This window comes from Pseudomonas sp. TWI923, assembly GCF_039673365.1.
GTDB lineage: Bacteria > Pseudomonadota > Gammaproteobacteria > Pseudomonadales > Pseudomonadaceae > Aquipseudomonas > Aquipseudomonas sichuanensis.
Map to the genome: position 1 here is coordinate 117414 of NZ_JBDJLM010000005.1, position 19360 is coordinate 136773.

Annotated in this window: 12 protein-coding genes; 4 read left to right on the forward strand and 8 right to left on the reverse strand. The window is 65.5% G+C overall.

Features of this window, described 5'->3' with window-relative positions:
- Positions 1-69 precede the first annotated feature (69 nt).
- Positions 70-1383 (forward strand): alginate export family protein, encoded by a 1314-nt coding sequence (locus tag ABE459_RS04245; protein WP_258704363.1) that lies wholly within the window; start codon positions 70-72, stop codon positions 1381-1383.
- Positions 1384-1465: 82 nt separating this feature from the next.
- On the opposite strand, the gene ABE459_RS04250 is transcribed toward ABE459_RS04245, so the two are convergent.
- The 8 genes from ABE459_RS04250 to glnE all read right to left on the reverse strand — a co-directional run bounded on the left by ABE459_RS04250 (position 1466) and on the right by glnE (position 11586).
- Positions 1466-2908, reverse strand: coding sequence for a lipopolysaccharide kinase InaA family protein (locus tag ABE459_RS04250; RefSeq protein ID WP_323830160.1), 1443 nt, complete (start codon positions 2906-2908; stop codon positions 1466-1468).
- Complete coding sequence (locus ABE459_RS04255; RefSeq protein ID WP_125462304.1) at positions 2908-3660, reverse strand: lipopolysaccharide kinase InaA family protein; 753 nt, start codon at positions 3658-3660, stop codon at positions 2908-2910. Before ABE459_RS04255 ends, ABE459_RS04250 begins: the two co-directional genes overlap by 1 nt.
- The gene (locus ABE459_RS04260) at positions 3657-4391 is read right to left on the reverse strand and encodes a lipopolysaccharide kinase InaA family protein (RefSeq protein ID WP_125462303.1); all 735 of its coding nucleotides are present in this window, start codon (positions 4389-4391) and stop codon (positions 3657-3659) included. Before ABE459_RS04260 ends, ABE459_RS04255 begins: the two co-directional genes overlap by 4 nt.
- The gene (gene rfaP / locus ABE459_RS04265) at positions 4391-5197 is read right to left on the reverse strand and encodes a lipopolysaccharide core heptose(I) kinase RfaP (RefSeq protein ID WP_125462302.1); all 807 of its coding nucleotides are present in this window, start codon (positions 5195-5197) and stop codon (positions 4391-4393) included. The genes ABE459_RS04260 and rfaP overlap by 1 nt, the downstream gene beginning before the upstream one ends.
- A complete protein-coding gene (locus ABE459_RS04270) occupies positions 5194-6318 on the reverse strand; it encodes a glycosyltransferase family 4 protein (RefSeq protein ID WP_125857168.1) in 1125 nt (374 codons plus the stop codon). Before ABE459_RS04270 ends, rfaP begins: the two co-directional genes overlap by 4 nt.
- The gene (waaC, locus tag ABE459_RS04275; protein ID WP_125462300.1) at positions 6318-7376 is read right to left on the reverse strand and encodes a lipopolysaccharide heptosyltransferase I; all 1059 of its coding nucleotides are present in this window, start codon (positions 7374-7376) and stop codon (positions 6318-6320) included. The genes ABE459_RS04270 and waaC overlap by 1 nt, the downstream gene beginning before the upstream one ends.
- On the reverse strand, positions 7377-8426 hold the full coding sequence (gene waaF, locus ABE459_RS04280) for a lipopolysaccharide heptosyltransferase II (RefSeq protein ID WP_125462299.1): 1050 nt from the start codon (positions 8424-8426) through the stop codon (positions 7377-7379).
- Between the two features lie 226 nt (positions 8427-8652).
- Positions 8653-11586 (reverse strand): bifunctional [glutamate--ammonia ligase]-adenylyl-L-tyrosine phosphorylase/[glutamate--ammonia-ligase] adenylyltransferase, encoded by a 2934-nt coding sequence (gene glnE / locus ABE459_RS04285; RefSeq protein ID WP_323830158.1) that lies wholly within the window; start codon positions 11584-11586, stop codon positions 8653-8655.
- Between the two features lie 383 nt (positions 11587-11969).
- Between glnE and aceE the strand changes: the two genes are divergently transcribed.
- The 3 genes from aceE to ABE459_RS04300 all read left to right on the forward strand — a co-directional run bounded on the left by aceE (position 11970) and on the right by ABE459_RS04300 (position 19277).
- Positions 11970-14615 (forward strand): pyruvate dehydrogenase (acetyl-transferring), homodimeric type, encoded by a 2646-nt coding sequence (gene aceE, locus ABE459_RS04290; protein ID WP_110992293.1) that lies wholly within the window; start codon positions 11970-11972, stop codon positions 14613-14615.
- A gap of 13 nt (positions 14616-14628) precedes the next feature.
- A complete protein-coding gene (gene aceF, locus ABE459_RS04295; RefSeq protein WP_125857164.1) occupies positions 14629-16263 on the forward strand; it encodes a dihydrolipoyllysine-residue acetyltransferase in 1635 nt (544 codons plus the stop codon).
- Positions 16264-16583: 320 nt separating this feature from the next.
- Complete coding sequence (locus tag ABE459_RS04300; RefSeq protein ID WP_323830156.1) at positions 16584-19277, forward strand: EAL domain-containing protein; 2694 nt, start codon at positions 16584-16586, stop codon at positions 19275-19277.
- Positions 19278-19360 lie beyond the last annotated feature (83 nt).

Here is a 19360-nt window from a genome sequence, read left to right on the forward strand (position 1 = left end):
GAGCGGGTTCACCCGCGAAAGGGCCGGCACATGCCCCCCAAAAACAACAACAAAAACATGGAGCACACCATGAGGCACACACTCGCCTGCACATTGGCCCTGCTGTTGAGCGCACCGGCCACCCAAGCCTACGAGCTGTACAACCACAACGGCAGCACCCTGAATGCCAACCTCGAAGCGCTGTTCGGCATCTTCCACAGCGACGAGAGCTACAACCAGTTCGGCAACCGCCAGCCCGGTAGCAGCAACTGGCGCGAGGGCTACGTCAAGTACGGCCTCAGCGGCAGCCAGGCCATCGCCGACAGCGGCGCGCTCTACGGCGCGTTCAGCCTGCTCAGTTCCGCCACCTGGGGCGATGGCGACGCCGCCGGTTTCACCCTGGGCGACGAACGCCGCACCGCCGTCGAAGACCTGTACCTGGGCTGGCGCTCCGGCACCCTGTTCCCGGCGCTGGGCGAAGACGGCATCGATATCTCCGGCGGCCGCCAGTTGGTCACCCTGGGCGATGGTTTCCTGATCCAGGGCGACCCGGTCAACGCCGGCAACGTCGACCTGGGCGCCAACTTCGACCGGGGCGGCGCCTACTACCTGGCCGCGCGCAAGGCCTTCGACCGCACCGCCGTGCTGCGCCTGGGCGGCAAGCAGGGCTGGCGCGGCGACCTGATGTGGCTCAAGTCCGACAACCACTTCCAGGCCGACAGTTCCATGGCCGTGGCCAACCTTGAGCATGTGGCCGACGCCGGCACCGTCGGCCTGAGCTGGATCCACGGCCTGGACGTGGACCGGCGCTACGCCGAGATCCTCGGCCTCGAGCACCGCGATGGCATGGACACCGTGAGCCTGCGCGGGCGCGGCAACCTGGGGGTGAAGGACCTGGAGCTGGCAGCGGAATATGTCACCCAGGACCGTACCGGCGGGCGTGAAGATGCGTGGTACCTGGAGGGCAACTGGACCTTCTCCGGCCTGCCCTGGTCACCCACCGCCACCTACCGCTACAGCCGCTTCTCGGAACACTTCGACCCGCTGTTCTATGGCCTGAGCCGCGGCTACGGCACCTGGTTCCAGGGTGAAGTGGCGGCCAACTATGCCGGGCCGTTCAACAGCAACAGCCAGGTCCACCATGTGGCGCTCAAGGCCACGCCCCGCGAGGGGCTGACCGTGGGTGCGCTGTATTTCGACTTTGACCCGCTGAGCACCGACAAGAGCAATCTTGGGGGGCGCGAGCTGGACCTGTATCTGGAATGGATGGTCAACGAGCACTGGCTGATCAGCCCGTTGGTGGGGTTCTACAAACCTGAGCGCAATGCCGACAACGGCGGCGTGCAACTGGGCAGCCGGGATACCGGGACCTATCTGCAACTGGTGGTCGGGACCTTCTTCTGATTGCAGATCCTGGGGCCGCTTTGCGGCCCTATCGCGACACAAGGCCGCTCCTACAGGGACCGCGTAAACCTGGCCTCGTGCATCACTCGGTCAAGCGCGGCAACGCCTTGTCCAGCCGCTGATACAACGCACTGCTGCGCGGCCAGTTGCGCAGCAGCCGCGCGCGATCACGGCCGAATGCCGGCGCGAAGCTGAGCTGGGTGGCATGCTGGCACATGGCATCGAGGTCGATCAGCGACCAGCGGCCGTTGTCCCAGAACAGGTTGTGGCCCTTGAAGTCACCGTGGCTGATGCGTTCGCGGATCAGCTGCTGCATCAGCTGCACCAGCGCCTCGACCTGCTCATCCGGCGCGTCGCCGCTGTCCACGAACGGCGCAAAGCAGGCGGTCAGGTCCGGCCCATCGACATACTCGGTCAGCAGGTAGGCGCGGTTGCGCAGGCCCAGGGTGCGGGTTTCCAGCACTGCCAGCGGGCGTGGCGTGGCAATTTCGAGGAACTCCAGGCGGTGGCCTTCGATCCACGAATGCCAGGCCCGGCTCGGGCGCCAGAAGCGCTTGAACCAGTGCGCGGTGTTCTTGATGTTGTAGCGCTTGAGCACCAGCGTGCGTCCGCCCACCTCGACCCGCGCGACGCTCGCCGCACCGCCGGTCTTGTACAGGTGGCCCTGGTCGATCAGTGCATCGGCCTGCTCCAGCACCGGCAGCAGCGCCTCAGCTTGTGGGCGACGCACCGCGCGCAAGCCCGACAGGGTGCGCTTGACGCTGAACAGCGTGCATTCGCGCCCGGCCTTCTCCAGGTAATCCTTCAGGCGCCAGTTGCGCACCTTGTCCACCTGCTTCAGCAGGGCTTCGAGCGGCAGCGCGTGCTCGCCGTTGGCCAGCAGGTAATGCACCAGCGCCTCTTCGATGAACGGCTCCAGGCGCTTGGGCAACTGGGCGAACAGCACCCCGAGGTTTTCCAGCACACGCTGACGCGACAGTTGCTGGCCAGGGGTTTCGGCCTTGATGCCAGCGCCATCGATCAGGTACACCCGGCCCTCCTGGCGCAGCAGGTTGTCCAGGTGCAGGTCTTCCTGCCACAGGCCCTTGGCGTGCATCTGCGCCACTGCCGTCAGCGCCTCGCCCAGCACCGCATGCTGCTCGTCGGCGAGCATCGGCAGGTGCTCCACTGCGGCCCAGGCATCGGCCAGGCTTTCGGCGTGATCGAGGTACTCGAACAGCAGCCAGCCGCCCTCGCCTTCCTTCAGGCCATCGGCCAACAATTGCGGCGTGGTCAGGCCTTGTTCGGCCAAAAGGCGCACGCCATCGAGCTCACGCTGGAAATGGCGGGCGGCGTTACCGCCCACCAGCAGCTTGGCCAGCACCGGGGTGCCGCGCCAGATACCGGCGCCGACATAGCGCTGGCCGGGCAGCACGCGCAGCAGGCTGAGCAGTTGCAGGTCAGCCATGCCCGCAGCATCGGCGAGGGTGACGGTCAGCGGCAACGACGGGCTGCGCCCGAGGTCCTTCAGTTCGGACAGGTGCATCAGCGGGCCTCTTTATGGCGACGGCGTTGCGTCAGGCGTTGCAGCCAGGCATTCACCTGCGCGCTGTCCACCGGCTGTTGCAGGTAGGCGCCGAGCAGTTCGCGCACATCCGCCTCGCTCCAGGCACGGGCGCGACGCAACAGCGGCTCCAGGTCCTTGACCCGGTCGCGCTGGCCGAACAGCAGCGGGCGGGTCTTCTCCAGGTCGATCAGCTGCGCCTGCCAGCCTTCGCGGCGCTCGCGCAGGAAGATGTGCTTGGGGTAGAAACACCCATGCATCTGCCCGGCGCCGTGCAGGGTGCGGGCCAGTTGGCCGCACGCCTGCAGGATGCCCCGGCGCTGCGCCTCGGGCAGCTGCGGCCATTGCTCCAGCAAACGCTCAAGGTCGCTCCAGTCATCCAGCGCGCGGGTCATGAGGATCGCACGGTGCTGGCCGGCCTGCTTGCGCTCGCCGAAGAACACCGCCTGCAACGCCGGGATATCCAGCTTCTGGTAGCGGCTGATGTTGCGGAATTCGCGGGCGAACGTCGGTTCGCCAAACGGCCGTTGCAGGCTGCGGGTCAGGTAGTCGCACTGGCGCTTGAGGTAGTAGCCCTTGCCCTCCAGCTCCAGGCGGAACACGCTGCTCCAGCCGCCACGGCCGGTATTGGGCTCGTCCACGGCGTCCAGCTGCAGCGCCCACAGCGCTTCAAAATCGCTCAGGCCATGGCGCTTGAGCAGCGCCTGGTCGGCGCTGGCCAGGTAATCGGTCATTCCCTTCCCTCGAAAAAGCTCAGCACCTGGCGAATGCGCCGCTTGTCGCGGGCAGTCAGGCGCGCGTGCCGGCGGTACTGCAGGTAGAAGCGCAGGCGCTGGGTCGCCGACAGGTGGTATTTGGCGACCTTGTCCAGGCACGCCAGGTCCTTGATCAACCGGTGACGGAGCATGAAGCCGCGCCAGAAATCGCCGGTCGGGCAGTCGATGAAGAACAGCGTGCCCTGATCGTCCACCAGCAGGTTGCGCCACTTCAGGTCGTTGTGGGCGAAGTGATGGTCGTGCATCTCGCGGGTATGCCGGGCCAGCTGGCGGCTGACATGGTCGACCCAGGCGCGATCCTGCAAGCGTGGGTCGTTGCGCTCGGCCAACGCCGACAGGTCCTCGGTGTTCGGCAGCTCGCGGGTGATCATCGCCCCGCGGCCAAAGGCCAGGCCGTTGCGTTCCAGGCCCCAGGCAACCACCTCGGCGGTGGGAATGCCCCACTTGGCGAACTGCTTGAGGTTCTGCCATTCGGCCTTTATCCGCGGACGCCCCAGGTAACGGCGCATGTGCTTGCCGGCACCGGTGTAGCGCTTGACGTAATACCAGACGCCGTCGCGCTGCACACGGATGACCTCGCTGAGCGGGTCGCGGGTCAGGTGTTCGCCCTGCAGGGCGAATACCGTGTTCAAACTACCGAAGTCCGCCGCCAGCCATTCGTAGCCCGGCGCCAGTGTCCAACCCGCCATCAGAGCGCATCCCCATAGCGTTGCTTGCGTTCATAGAGTTTCTGCGCCTTGCTTTCCAGCCAGGCCAGCAGTGCGGCTTCCTCCTTGAGCACTTCGCGCAAAGGGCGCTGGAAGTAGCCACGCAGGAAGCGCAGCTTGTCACGGCGGGTCAGGCCGATATCCAGTGCCGAAAAGTACAGCGCAGCCAGGTCCTTGTCGCGCCAGCGCCGGGTGATTGTCGCCCGGGTCTGTGCTCGGTGCAGGTCGATCACCGACAGCTTGAAGTCATCCGCCGTCACCGGGCGGTCGGTGTGCAGCAGGAAATGGCAGATGTAGCAGTCGCGGTGGTTGACGCCGGCGCGGTGCATGCCGCCGGTCATCTTCGCCACTTCGGCGATCAGCGCACGCTTGAGCCGTGGCTCGGGCGGCTGACGAACCCAGTCGAGGCTGAAGTCTTCCAGGCTGACGGTCGGCGCCAGCTCTTCGGTGACGATGAACGAATGCTGGGTGGCCGGGTTACTGCCGCGCTCGCCGTAGGCTACCGCGGTCATGGTCGGCACACCGACCTCGTGCAGGCGCTGGATGGCCCGCCATTCCTGGCCGGCGCCGAGCACCGGCAGCTTGGCGCTGAACAGGTTCTTGAAGATCTCGCCCCAGCCGATGCCACGGTGGATCTTGACGAAAAAGCCCGCGCCATCGACCTCGGTACGCAGCGTGCGGCGGCCCTCCAGCTCGCGGTACACCTCGCCTTGCAGCTGCTCGACGGCCTCGAACGGGTCGCGCCCGGCCCACAGGCGCTTGAACGGTTCGGCCAGTATCAGCTTCATGCGGTCTCCTGACCGAGGATCACGTCGGCGGCATGCTGCGGCATGCTGTACAGGTCGGCGCTGTCGGCAAAGGCCACGCCATTGCGCGACCAGGCCGCGCGGGCCTCGGCGTCTTCGAGCATGCGTTGCAGGTAGCTATTGAGCTGCTCCTGCTCGAAGGGGTCGTCCAGCACCAGGCCGCTGTCGGCCTCGGCGATGTAGTGGGCGTAGCCGCACACCTTCGAGACCAGCACCGGCAGGCCGGCGACCAGCGCTTCGAGCAGCACGGTGCCGGTGTTTTCGTTGTACGCCGGGTGGATCAGCAGGTCGGCCCCCAGCAGGAAGCGCGGAATATCGCTGCGGCCCTTGAGGAACTGCACCTGCTCGCCCAGGCCCAGGGTGGCGCTCTGCAGCTGGAACACCTTGGGGTCGTCCTGGCCGATGACCATCAGCCGGGTACGCTTGCGCAGGGCCGAAGGCAGCGCGGCCAGGGCCTTGAGGCTGCGGTCCACACCCTTGGTCTTGAAGCCCGAACCGATCTGTACCAGCAGCAGTTCGTCGTCGGCCAGGCCGAACTCTTTGCGGAATTCGGCACGGATGGCGTCGGCATCGGCCGGGCGGCGGCGGTCCTGGGAGATCCCCGGCGGCAGCAGGTGAAAGCGTGCCTCGGGGGTGTCGTAGTGCTTGATGAACAGGGGCTGCTGCACTTCGGAGATCATCAGGATCTCGGTGTGGGCATCCTTGGCAAACACCGCCCGCTCGTATTCGGCGAAATGGCGGTAGCGCCCCCAGCGGCGGTACAGGCCACCGCGCAGGGTCTGGGCCTTGTCCTCGAAGCAGCCGTCGGCGGCGTAATACACGTCCAGCCCCGGCATCTTGTTGAAGCCGATCAGGCGGTCGACCGGGCGCTTGGCCAGGTCCGCCGCCATCCAGGCGCTGAGCTTCTCGTTGCGGCGGTGGTTGAACAGCGCCTTGACCGGCGCCACCAGCACCTCGAAGCCCGGCGGAATATCACCTTCCCAGATCAGCGTGTACACGCGGATCTGGTGGCCACGCTTCTGGCACTCCAGGGCGATGCGCATGAAATCGCGCTGCAGCCCGCCAAAAGGGAAATATTTGTAGAGCACGAAAGCCAGTTGCATCAACGAACATCCTCAGCCAGCAGCAGCGCGCTCAAGCGGCCCGCTACATGCTCGGGATTCAGGCGAGTGAAGCACAGCGGCCACTCGCGTTTGAGATCGAACCGGCGCAGATCCTCGGCGCTCGGTTTGTAGGTGCACTTCTTCTGCAGGCACGGGGCGCAGGGGAAGTTGCTCGCCTGGTGGATCTGGGCGCGTCCGTAGGCACCGGTCAAACCAGGGTTGGTGGGGCCGAACAGCGAAATGGTCGGCACATCCAGCGCAGCGGCCAGGTGGCCCAGGCCGGTATCGACCGCCACGCAGGCCTTGGCGGCCGCCAGCACGCGGGCGACGCCGACCAGGTTCAACTTGGGCAGCACCTGGCAGTTATTCAAGCCCTGGGCGATGCGCTCGGCGCGGGCCTTCTCCGCCGGGTTGCCCCACGGCAGCATCACCTGCAGCTTGCGCCGGCCCATGCGTTCGGCCAGCTCGCGCCAGTAGGCTTCCGGCCAGTGTTTGGTGGCCCAGGTGGTGCCATGCAGGAACACCACGTAGGGCGCCGCTGGCGGCAGTTGCAGGCGGTTGAGGTCCAGGCCGTAGTTGCCCAGGCCCTCGGGCAGGTCGTAGGCCAGGGCCAGGGCGAACAGCTGGCGCACGCGCTCGACGGCATGCTGGCCGACGGCGACCGACAGGCGCCGGTCATAGAAACGACTGGCCAGGCCTTCACGGGCCGAATAGCGGTCGAGCCCGGCCACCGGCGCTTTCACGTAGCGGGTCAGCCAGGCCGACTTGACCAGGCCCTGGGCGTCGATCACCAGGTCGTACTTGCGCGCCCGCAGGCGTTGCTTGAAGGCCTTGAACTCGCCGCTCCTGATGGTCTGCCAGAGGTTCTTGCGCCAACGGCGGATGGCCACCGGGATCACCTGGTCGACCGCCGGGTGCCAGCTGGGGATCTCGGCAAAGCCCTCTTCCACCACCCAGTCGAAACGGATGCCGGGGATGGCGTGGGCGGCGTCGCTGAGCGCCGGGAGGGTGTGGATGACGTCGCCCAGGGACGACGTCTTTATGATCAGGACCCGCACTCAGTCGACCTCTGCCACGCTATCGATCAGGTTCGGCCCGCCCAGCTGGTGCAGGGCGGCGATCACCTTGGCCGGCTCGAGCAGACGCAGGCAATTGTAGTGGCCAAAGCGGCAGGTGCGGTCGAAGCAGGGGCTGCACTCGATGCCGGTGCGCACCACCTCGACCTGCTCGGCCAGCGGCGGGGTAAAGCCCGGCGAAGTCGAGCCGTACACCGCCACCAGCGGGCGGTTCAAGGCGGCGGCCACGTGCATCAGGCCGGAGTCGTTGGAGACCACGGCGTTGGCGCAGGACATCAGGTCGATGGCCTCGGCCAGCGAGGTTTCGCCGGCCAGGTTGTACGATTCTTCACGCAGGCCCGGGATCAGCCGGTCGCGGATCTGCTCGCCCACCGGGTGGTCGTTCTTCGAACCGAACAGCCACACCTGCCAGCCCTGGCGGATCATGGCATCGGCGACTTGCGCGTAATGCTCGGCCGGCCAGCGCTTGGCCTCGCCGAACTCGGCACCGGGGCACAGGGCCAGTACCGGGCGGTCCAGCTGCAGGTTGAACTTGGCCACGGCCGCGTCGCGGCTCTGGGCCTCGATCAGCAGGCTGGGGCGTGGGTAAGGCTGCGGCAATTCGGTGCCCGGTGCGTAGGCCAGGGCCATGAAGCGCTCGATCATCAGCGGGTAGCGCGCCTTGTCCAGCTTGCGCACGTCGTTGAGCAGCAGGTAGCGCATTTCGCCGCGCCAGCCAGTGCGCTTGGGGATGCCGGCGAAGTACGGCACCAGCGCCGACTTGAGCGAGTTGGGCAGCAGGATCGCCTGGTCGTACTGGCCGGCCAGCGACTTGCCGATGCGCCGGCGGGTGGCCAGTTCCAGCGCGCCGTGGCCGAGCGGGAAGCTCAAGGCCTGGCGCACTTGCGGCATGCGCTCGAGGATCGGCCGGCTCCACTCGGGGGCCAGCACATCGATCTCGCAGTCGGGGTGCTGCTGTTTCAGGCACTGGAACAAAGTCTGCGCCATCACCATGTCGCCGACCCAGCTGGGGCCAATGATCAGTATTTTCATGCTTTATCCAGAAACATTCGGGGAGGCTGCAGGCTGCGTTACAACCTGGCCTCCCCTCTTTATATTCAGGCTATGTGGCGGACAGTGTACCACCGGTGCCGGGCCATGGACCTTTGGGGCTGCTATGCAGCCCTTTCGCGACACAAGGCCGCTCCTACAGGAGATCGCAATTCCCTGTAGGAGCGGCCTTGTGTCGCGAAAGGGCCGCACAGCGGCCCTCAAAATCTCAAGTCAGGCCCAATTCCCCCCAGATCCGCCGCACCTCACGGCGCTCATCGACGAACTGCGCCGCATCGATCACCCCGGCCTGCTTCTGCAAGGCCTGGCGGTGCGAGGCCGCGCGGAACGCCTTGTACACCTCGCGCAGCAGCACGGCGTCGGCGGCGGGCATCAGCCCGGCCTGCTCCAGCTCTTCGAGGATGCGGATATTGTCGGTCCAGCGCAGTATGGCCGCGTGGTCGTGGGACCAGGCCAAAGCGGCGTATTGCACCATAAATTCGATATCGACGATACCGCCGGCATCCTGCTTGATATCGAAGGGTTGCCCGGCATCGAAGGCGTTGCTCGCGGTACCTGCAGCGGTGCCCTTGGTGCCAAGGTTGTCGCGCATCTTGGCGCGCATCTCACTCACCTCGGCGCGCAGTTTATCCAGGTCACGGGCCTTGCCCAGCACCCCCGCGCGCACCGTCTCGAACGCCGCCGCCACCTGCTTGCAACCCACCAGCACGCGGGCGCGCACCAGCGCCTGGTGCTCCCAGGTCCAGGCTTCGTTCTGCTGGTAGCGCTCGAAGGCGCCGAGCGAGCTGACCAAGAGGCCCGAGGCGCCGGACGGGCGCAGGCGCATGTCGACGTCATAAAGCTGCCCGGAGTTGGTCTGGGTGGTCAGCAGGTGAATGATGCGCTGGCCCAACCGGGTGAAGAACTGCGCGCTGTCGATGGGTTTGGCGCCATCGGTTTCGGCCTGCGGGTCGCCATCGTGGATGAACACCAGGTCCAGGTCCGAACCATGGCCCAGCTCGATGCCACCGACCTTGCCGTAGCCGACGATGATGAAGCCCGGATCGCACAGGCTGCCATCACTGCGCTTGGGTTGGCCATGGCGGCTTACGGTCTGGCGCCAGGCCAGGGCCAGCACCTGGTCGAGGATGGCTTCGGCCAGCCAGGTCAGGTAGTCGCTGACCTTCATCAACGGCAGGTTGCCGGTGATCTCGGACGCCGCCACGCGCAGGCTGTGGGCCAGCTTGAAGTGGCGCAACGCTTCCATCTGCTGTTCGAGGTCGTCTTCGGGGATGCGGGTCAGGCGCTCGCGCAGCTCGGCGGCCAGCTCTGGCGCCAGGGGCGGGCTGAACAGGCGGCCTTCGTTGAGCAGTTCGTCGAGCAGCAACGGGTAACGGGCGATCTGCTCGGCGATCCACGGGCTGGCCGCGCACAGGGTCAGCAGACGGCGCAGGGCGCCGGGGTTTTCGGTGAGCAGCACCAGATAGGCCGAACGACGGGCCACGGCCTCGACCAGTGGCAGCACCCGCTCCAGCACCAGGTCTGGGTTGGCATGCTCCACGGCCTGGGCCAGCAGGCGCGGAATGAAGGCGTCCAGGCGTTCGCGGCCGATACGCTGCATCGAGCGCAGCGACGGGCTGACGCGCAGGGCGGTCAAGCGGCGCAGGGCATCGGCGGGTAGTTTGAAGCCGGCTTCCTCGAGCTGGCGACAGGCTGCCTCTTCATCCTGGGCCTGCTCCCACAGCGGCGACCATTCGCCGCCCACCACCAGCTCGCCCTCGGCTTCGTCTTCATCGGGGTCGGCGATCACCTGGCGGAAGTGCCAGTCGATGCGCCCGCGCCACTCCATCAATTGCGCGTGGAAGCTGGCCCAGTCGGCAAAGCCGAGCATGTAGGCAATGCGCTCACGGTCGGTGTCGTCATCCGGCAGCATCTGGGTCTGGCGGTCGGCGATGGCCTGGATCGCATGTTCGGTGTAGCGCAGGAACTCATACCCCTCGCGCAGCTCGGCAACCACCGCCGGCGGCAGGTAACCCTGCCCCTCCAGGGTCGCCAGCACTTTCAGCAAGGGCCGTTGCTGCAGGCTGAGGTCGCGCCCGCCGTGGATCAGCTGGAAGGCCTGGGCGATGAACTCCACCTCGCGGATGCCACCGGCGCCAAGCTTGATGTTGTCGGCCATGCCTTTGCGCCGCACTTCCTGCTGGATCAGCTGCTTCATGGTGCGCAGCGCTTCGATGGCGGAGAAATCCAGGTAACGGCGGTACACGAACGGGCGCAGCATCTCCTGCAACTGCGCGCCGGCCGCCTGGTCGCCGGCCACCACCCGCGCCTTGATCATCGCGTAGCGCTCCCAGTCGCGGCCCTGGTCCTGGTAGTACTGCTCCAGCGCATTGAAGCTCAGCACCAGCGAGCCGGCCGAGCCATAAGGGCGCAGGCGCATGTCGACGCGGAACACGAAACCATCGACGGTGACCGGGTCGAGCGCCTTGATCAGGCGCTGGCCGAGCCGGGTGAAGAACTCCTGGTTGTCCAGCGAGCGCTTGACCCCGGTGGTTTCGCCGCCTTCGGGGAAAGCGAAGATCAGGTCGATGTCGGAAGACAGGTTGAGCTCCACCGCGCCCAGCTTGCCCATGCCCAGCACCACCATGTGCTGCACCTCGCCGCTGCGGTGGCCGATGGGCGTGCCGAACTGCTGGCAGTGGCGTGGGTAAAGCCAGGCATAGGCTTCATCTATACAGGCATCGGCAAGGTCGGACAGGTCGCGGCAGGTTTCGCCCAGGGCCGCGGCGCGGGTGATGTCGCGCCAGATGATGCGCAGCTGTTGGCGGTTACGCTCGCGGCGCAGGTTGCGCGCCAGTTCGTCCTCGCTCTGGGCGGCCTGGGCCACGGCGTTGATCTGCCCACGTAGCTCGCCCGGGGCATAGGGCCGATCGAGCTCGCCACCTTGCAGCAGGCCGAACAGCATTGCTGGGTCGCGCTGGGCCTGGGCCAGCACGAAGTCGCTCGCGGCGCACACCTGGTCGAACTGCCGTCGCTGCTCGACGCTCCAGCTGTCCGGGCTCAGCCCAGGGTGCCCGGCCAGCGCATCGCGCAGGAACTGTTGATTGCGGGCAACCAGCGGTTGCAGGGCGGCAGGCAGATCGAGCGGCAAAGGCAGGCGCATGGTCTATCCTTGATCGGCGTGAAAGAGAGGGGTTGGAGCGGTCGAACGGGGGCCGGACCACGGTTGGACTGTCATACAAAAGTTAGAAATAGCTGAAAATCTTGATTTTCTAGTAAGAAACATCAACAAACACCTAACTCGAACACAGATTCAACCGACGGGAACGTTTTTCCCCACAACCCGGGATGCGACAAACCGTCGCATTTGTGTAGTTTTACTACTACCCATGCCGTGCAAAAGCATGAAATCCGAAAGCATTTGTAGTAAAACTACACCGCGCCGGATGACTGTCCGGTAATCCAAGAATTCACGACGTCTGCCCATAAGGCCAGTCGCAAACTCAGGCCCCCGATTCTGGTGGCCTTTCCGCCCTGGAGCAAGCCATGCAAGACCTCGATCCAATCGAAACCCAGGAATGGCTGGATGCCCTGGAGTCGGTCCTCGACAAAGAAGGCGAAGACCGCGCTCATTACCTGATGACCCGTATGGGCGAGCTGGCCACCCGCAGTGGCTCGCAGCTGCCGTATGCCATCACCACGCCGTACCGCAACACCATCCCTGTCACCCACGAAGCACGCATGCCTGGCGACCTGTTCATGGAACGCCGCATTCGCTCGATGGTGCGTTGGAACGCCCTGGCCATGGTCATGCGCACCAACCTGAAAGACTCGGACCTGGGTGGCCACATCTCGAGCTTCGCCTCCAGCGCCACGCTGTACGACATCGGCTTCAACTACTTCTTCCAGGCCCCGACCGAAGAACACGGCGGCGACCTGATCTTCTTCCAGGGCCACGCTTCGCCAGGCGTCTACGCCCGCGCCTTCATGGAAGGCCGCATCAACGAAGACCAGATGAACAACTTCCGTCAGGAAGTGGACGGCAACGGCCTGTCTTCGTACCCGCACCCTTGGCTGATGCCTGACTTCTGGCAGTTCCCGACCGTTTCGATGGGCCTGGGCCCGATCCAGGCGATCTACCAGGCACGCTTCATGAAGTACCTGGAAGCCCGTGGCTTCATCCCGGCCGGCAAGCAGAAGGTCTGGTGCTTCATGGGCGACGGCGAGTGCGACGAGCCGGAATCCCTGGGCGCGATCGCCCTGGCCGGCCGCGAGAAGCTGGACAACCTGATCTTCGTCATCAACTGCAACCTGCAGCGCCTCGACGGCCCGGTTCGCGGCAACGGCAAGATCATCCAGGAACTCGAAGGCGTGTTCCGCGGCGGTGGCTGGAACGTCAACAAAGTGGTCTGGGGCCGTTTCTGGGACCCACTGCTGGCCAAGGACACCAACGGTGCCCTGCAGCGCCGCATGGACGAAGTCATCGACGGCGAGTACCAGAACTACAAAGCCAAAGACGGCGCGTACGTTCGTGAGAACTTCTTCAATACCCCAGAACTCAAGGCCATGGTCGAAGACCTGTCCGACGAGGAGATCTGGAAGCTCAACCGTGGCGGCCACGACCCGTACAAGGTCTACGCGGCTTACCACCAGGCTGTGAACCACAAAGAGCAGCCAACCGTCATCCTGGCCAAGACCATCAAGGGTTACGGCACCGGTGCTGGCGAAGCCAAGAACACCGCGCACAACACCAAGAAGGTCGACGTCGACAGCCTGCGTCACTTCCGTGACCGCTTCGACATCCCGGTCAAGGATGCCGACCTTGAGAACCTGCCGTTCTTCAAGCCGGAAGAAGGTTCCGCCGAAGCCAAGTACCTGGCCGAGCGCCGCGCAGCCCTGGGTGGCTTCGTGCCGCAGCGCCGCGCCAAGAGCTTCAGCGTACCGACCCCATCCCTGGAAACGCTGAAAGCGATCCTGGACGGCTCGGGCGACCGTGAAATCTCCACCACCATGGCCTTCGTGCGTATCCTCGCGCAGCTGGTCAAGGACAAGGAAATCGGCCAGCGCATCGTCCCGATCATCCCGGACGAAGCCCGTACCTTCGGTATGGAAGGCATGTTCCGCCAGCTGGGCATCTACTCGTCGGTCGGCCAGCTCTACGAGCCAGTCGATAAAGACCAGGTGATGTTCTACCGCGAGGACAAGAAGGGCCAGATCCTCGAAGAAGGCATCAACGAAGCCGGCGCCATGTCGTCGTTCATCGCTGCCGGTACTTCGTACAGCTGCCACAACCAGCCGATGCTGCCGTTCTACATCTTCTACTCGATGTTCGGCTTCCAGCGTATCGGCGACCTGGCCTGGGCCGCTGGCGACAGCCGCACCCGTGGCTTCCTGATCGGCGGTACCGCCGGCCGTACCACCCTCAACGGTGAAGGCCTGCAGCACGAAGACGGTCACAGCCACATGATGGCGGGCACCATCCCGAACTGCCGCACCTACGATCCGACCTACGGCTACGAGCTGGCGGTGATCATCCAGGACGGCATGAAGAAGATGACCGAAGAGCAACAGGACATCTTCTACTACATCACCGTGATGAACGAATCCTACCAGCAGCCAGCCATGCCGGCCGGCGTCGAGGAAGGCATCATCAAGGGCATGTACCTGCTCGAGGAAGACACCCGCGAAGCCGCGCACCACGTACAGCTGATGGGCTCCGGCACCATCCTGCGCGAAGTTCGCGAAGCGGCGAAGATCCTGCGTGAAGAGTTCAACGTCGGTGCCGACGTGTGGAGCGTCACCAGCTTCAACGAACTGCGTCGCGACGGCCTGGCCGTGGAACGCGCCAACCGCCTCAAGCCTGGCCAGAAGCCTCAGACCACCTACGTGGAAGAGTGCCTGGCTGGCCGCAAAGGCCCGGTCATCGCCTCCACCGACTACATGAAGCTGTTCGCCGAGCAGATTCGCCAGTGGGTACCGAGCAAAGAATTCAAAGTCCTGGGTACCGACGGTTACGGTCGCAGCGACAGCCGCAAGAAGCTGCGTCACTTCTTCGAAGTCGACCGCCACTTCGTGGTGCTGGCTGCCCTGGAAGCCCTGGCTGACCGTGGCGAGATCGAACCCAAGGTTGTGGCTGACGCCATCGTCAAGTTCGGCATCGACCCGGACAAGCGCAACCCACTGGACTGCTGAGGAGTATTTTTAAGTGAGCGAACTCATTCGCGTACCTGACATCGGCAGCGGTGAAGGTGAAATCATCGAGCTGTTCGTCAAGGTCGGTGACCGTATCGAGGCCGACCAGAGCCTGCTGACCCTGGAGTCCGACAAGGCCTCCATGGAGATCCCGGCCCCCAAGGCCGGCATCGTCAAGGAACTGAAGGTCAAACTGGGCGACCGCCTGAAAGAAGGCGACGAGTTGCTGGTACTGGAAGTCGAGGGCGCAGCTTCCGCGCCCGAGGCTCCGGCCGCCGCTGCTCCGGCCGCCGCACCGGCGCCGGCTGCGCAAGCCGCCCCAGCTGCCGCGCCAGCCGCAGCAGCCCCGGTTGCCGCCAGCGTGCAGGACATCCACGTGCCGGACATCGGCTCGTCGGGCAAGGCCAAGATCATCGAAGTGCTGGTCAAGGTCGGCGACACCGTCGAAGCCGACCAGTCGCTGATCACCCTGGAGTCCGACAAGGCCTCCATGGAAATCCCGTCGCCTAGCGCCGGCGTGATCGAAGCCGTGCTGTGCAAGCTGGAAGACGAAGTGGGCACCGGCGACCTGATCTTCAAGATCAAGGCCGCAGGCGCCGCCCCTGCAGCAGCACCGGCTCCGGCCGCTGCTGCTCCGGCTGCCGCTCCTGCCCCAGCTGCTGCGCCGGCCGCCGCTCCGGCTGCCGCGCCTGCTCCAGCCCCGGTCGCCACCGCGCCGGCCGCTGGCAGCAACGCCAAGGTCCATGCCGGCCCTGCCGTTCGCCAGCTGGCCCGTGAATTCGGTGTCGACCTGGGTGCGGTCGCCGCCACCGGCCCGCACGGCCGTATCCTGAAAGAAGACGTTCAGGTCTACGTCAAGGCCATGATGCAGAAGGCCAAGGAGGCTCCAGCCGCCGGTGCTACCGGTGGTGCAGGCATCCCGCCGATCCCGGCCGTGGACTTCAGCAAGTTCGGTGAAGTGGAAGAAGTGGCCCTGACCCGCCTGATGCAGGTCGGCGCCGCCAACCTGCACCGCAGCTGGCTGAACGTGCCGCACGTCACTCAGTTCGACTCGGCCGACATCACCGAGCTGGAAGCCTTCCGCGTCGCGCAGAAAGCCGTCGCCGAAAAAGCCGGCGTCAAGCTGACCGTGCTGCCGCTGCTGCTCAAGGCCTGCGCCTTCCTGCTCAAGGAACTGCCGGACTTCAACAGCTCGCTGGCGCCAAGCGGCAAGGCGATCATCCGCAAGAAGTACGTGCACATCGGCTTCGCCGTGGACACCCCGGATGGCCTGCTGGTCCCTGTGATCAAGAACGTCGACCAGAAGAGCCTGCTGCAACTGGCTGCCGAAGCCGCTGCACTGGCCGAGAAGGCGCGCACCAAAAAGCTGTCGGCCGACGACATGCAAGGCGCCTGCTTCACCATCTCCAGCCTCGGCCACATTGGCGGCACCGGCTTCACGCCGATCGTCAACGCGCCTGAGGTGGCTATCCTGGGCGTCTCCAAGGCGACCATGCAGCCGGTCTGGGATGGCAAGGCCTTCCAGCCCAAGCTGATGCTGCCGCTGTCGCTGTCCTACGATCACCGCGTGATCAACGGCGCCGCCGCCGCGCGCTTCACCAAGCGCCTGGGCGACGTACTGGGCGACATCCGCACCATGCTGCTGTAACCCGCTGTTTGCCTGCCTTCCCTCGGGAAGGCGGGCACCCCTTTCGAGCTGCCACGCTCGTACCTCAACCCCGCCAATTGGCGGGGCTTTTTTTGAGCTGCAGGCCGCAAGCTGCAAGAAAAAGCAGTTCATGCCCCAACACCGCTCAGCTTGATGCTTGCAACTCGAAGCTCGCAGCTGCTTTTCTTCAGATTTCATCTTGTTTGCCGACAACCTGCACACAGCATCCCGTATGGCCGCTTGCCAGCCCACGGGACATGATGCAACCTTGCCCGATGCGCCGCTTTCCAGGCGGCGCTCCCTGTTCAAGCGAGTCTTCGATGAAAAGCCAACCCGATGCCGCCAGCCGAGTGGCGGCCGAGGTCGTCACGCAGCTCCCCGTGCCCTCGCGGCTCGGCATGCTGCGTTTCGAACGGCTGAACGAAGCCAGCTGGGCCATGCTCTACGTCGACCCCGCCTGCGAACGGCAATTCGGCCTGGCCGCCGCCGAGCTCTGCGCCTTGATCGGCTCGCCCTACGCCAGCCTCATGGAGCCGGAGGCGCGCTACAAACTGCACGACGAGATCCAGCTGCAACTGGCCCGGCGCGGCTATTACCGCGTGCGCTACACCCTGCACGCAGGCCCGGCGCCGTTGCGCGTGCTGGAAGCGGGCGAAAGCTACAAGCAGCACAACCGCCAGCTGCTGCGTGGCTACCTGACGGTGATGGACGACCAGCAGGACGACAGCGCCGACCTCGACGCAAACGATCTCGAATCCCGCAACAACCGCCTGCAACTGGCCCTGCAGCTCAATCAGCGCGCCCAGCAGGAGCAGCTCGAACACCTGGAGCGGGTGCGTGCCCAGCAGGACCTGATCCTGCGCCTGGCCCGCCAGCGCTACAGCATCGGCAACTCGCTGCTCGAAGCCGCCGAACTGATCACCCAGAGCGCCTGCGAGATCTACAAGGTCGACAGCGCCAGCATCTGGTACCTGCACGATCAACGCCTGGAGCCGATCAGCGCCTGGTACCACCACGAGCGGCTGCACCGCCTGCCCGAGCCGATCGACGCCAGCCGCTTCCCCGACTACCTCGAAGCCCTGCACGCCAGCCGCGCCATCGATGCCCACAACGCCAGCCACGACCCGCGCACCCGCGAAATGGCCGAGCTGCTCTACCCCACCGACGACAACGCCATGCTCGATGCCAGCATCCGCATCGACGGCCAGGTGGTGGGGGTGCTGTGCCTGGAGCAGACTGGCCGGCCAAGGGCCTGGCAGTCGGACGAGATCGCCTTCGCCGGCGAGCTGGCCGACCAGTTCGCGCAAGTGATCAACAACCACAACCGGCGCACCGCCGCCAACGCGCTGCACCTGTTCCAGCGCGCCGTGGAACAGAGCGCCAGCGCCTTCCTGCTGGTCAACCGCGACGGCGTGGTGGAGTACGTGAACCCCAGCTTCACCGCCATCACCCAATACAGCACCGAGGAAGTCCAGGGCCACCACCTGGCCGAGCTGCCGGCGCTGGAAAACTTGAGCGAGCTGCTGTTCGACTCCCCCTCCAGCCTGGCCATGGGCAACAGCTGGCAGGGCGAGTTCAAGAGCCGGCGCAAGAACCTCGAGCCTTACTGGGGTCAGCTGTCGATTTCCAAGGTGTACGGCGACAACCGCGAGCTGACGCACTACATCGGCATCTACGAAGACGTCACCCAGACCAAGCTGGCGCAACAACGCATCGAGCGCCTGGCCTACACCGACAACCTGACCAACCTGGGCAACCGCCCGGCGTTCATCCGCAACCTCGACGAGCGCTTCGCCCGCGACAGCAGCAGCCCGATCTGCCTGCTGCTGGTGGACATCGACAACTTCAAGCGGATCAACGACAGCCTCGGCCACCAGACCGGCGACAAACTGCTGATCAGCCTGGCCCGGCGCCTGCGCAACAGCCTGAGCAGCGGCGGCAGCCTGGCGCGCTTCGCCAGCAACGAATTCGCCGTGCTGCTCGACGATACCTCCCTCGAAGACGGCCAGGGCGTGGCCCACCAGTTGCTGCGCACCCTCGACAAACCGATGTTCGTCGACAACCAGCTGATCAACGTCACCGCCTCCGTGGGCCTGGCCTGTGCACCCCTGCACGGCAGCGACCCGGCCACCCTGATGAAGAACGCGGGCCTGGCGCTGCACAAGGCCAAGGCCAACGGCAAGCACCAGGTGCAAGTGTTCACCGAAGTGCTCAACGCCGAGGCCAGCTACAAGCTGTTCGTCGAGAACAACCTGCGCCGGGCGCTGACCCAGAACGAACTGGAAGTGTTCTACCAGCCCAAGCTGTGCCTGCGCAGCGGCCGCCTGCTCGGGCTCGAGGCGCTGCTGCGCTGGAACCACCCGGAGCGCGGCATGATCCGCCCCGACCAGTTCATCAGCGTGGCCGAAGAAACCGGCCTGATCATCCCCATCGGCAAGTGGGTGGTGCGCCAGGCCTGCCGCATGAGCCTGGAGCTGCGCGAGGCCGGCATGGGCAACCTGCACGTGGCCATCAACCTGTCGCCCAAGCAGTTCTCCGACCCGGAGCTGGTGAGCTCGATCGGCAGCATCATCAAGGAAGAGGCGCTGCCGCCGCACCTGCTGGAGCTGGAACTGACCGAAGGCCTGCTGCTCGAAGCCAGCGAGGACACCCACCGCCAGCTCGACGAGCTCAAGGCCCTGGGCCTGACGCTGGCCATGGACGACTTCGGCACCGGCTACTCGTCGCTGAGCTACCTGAAGAAGTTCCCGATCGACATCATCAAGATCGACCGCAGCTTCATAAACGAGATCCCCGACAACCAGGACGACATGGAGATCACCTCTGCGGTGGTGGCCATGGCCCACAACCTCAAGCTCAAGGTGGTCGCCGAAGGCATCGAGACCCCGGAGCAGCTGGCGTTCCTACGCCGGCACCGCTGCGACGTCGGCCAGGGCTACCTGTTCGACCGGCCGATCCCCGGGCGCGAGCTGACCGAAAAGCTGCGCCGCTACCCGCGTGGCCCGCTGGCCTGACAGCGGCCCAAACCTCGGGCACTATAGAAACCATTCGGGCCCTATCGCCGGCAAGCCGGCTCCCACAGGGTTCGATCTAATCC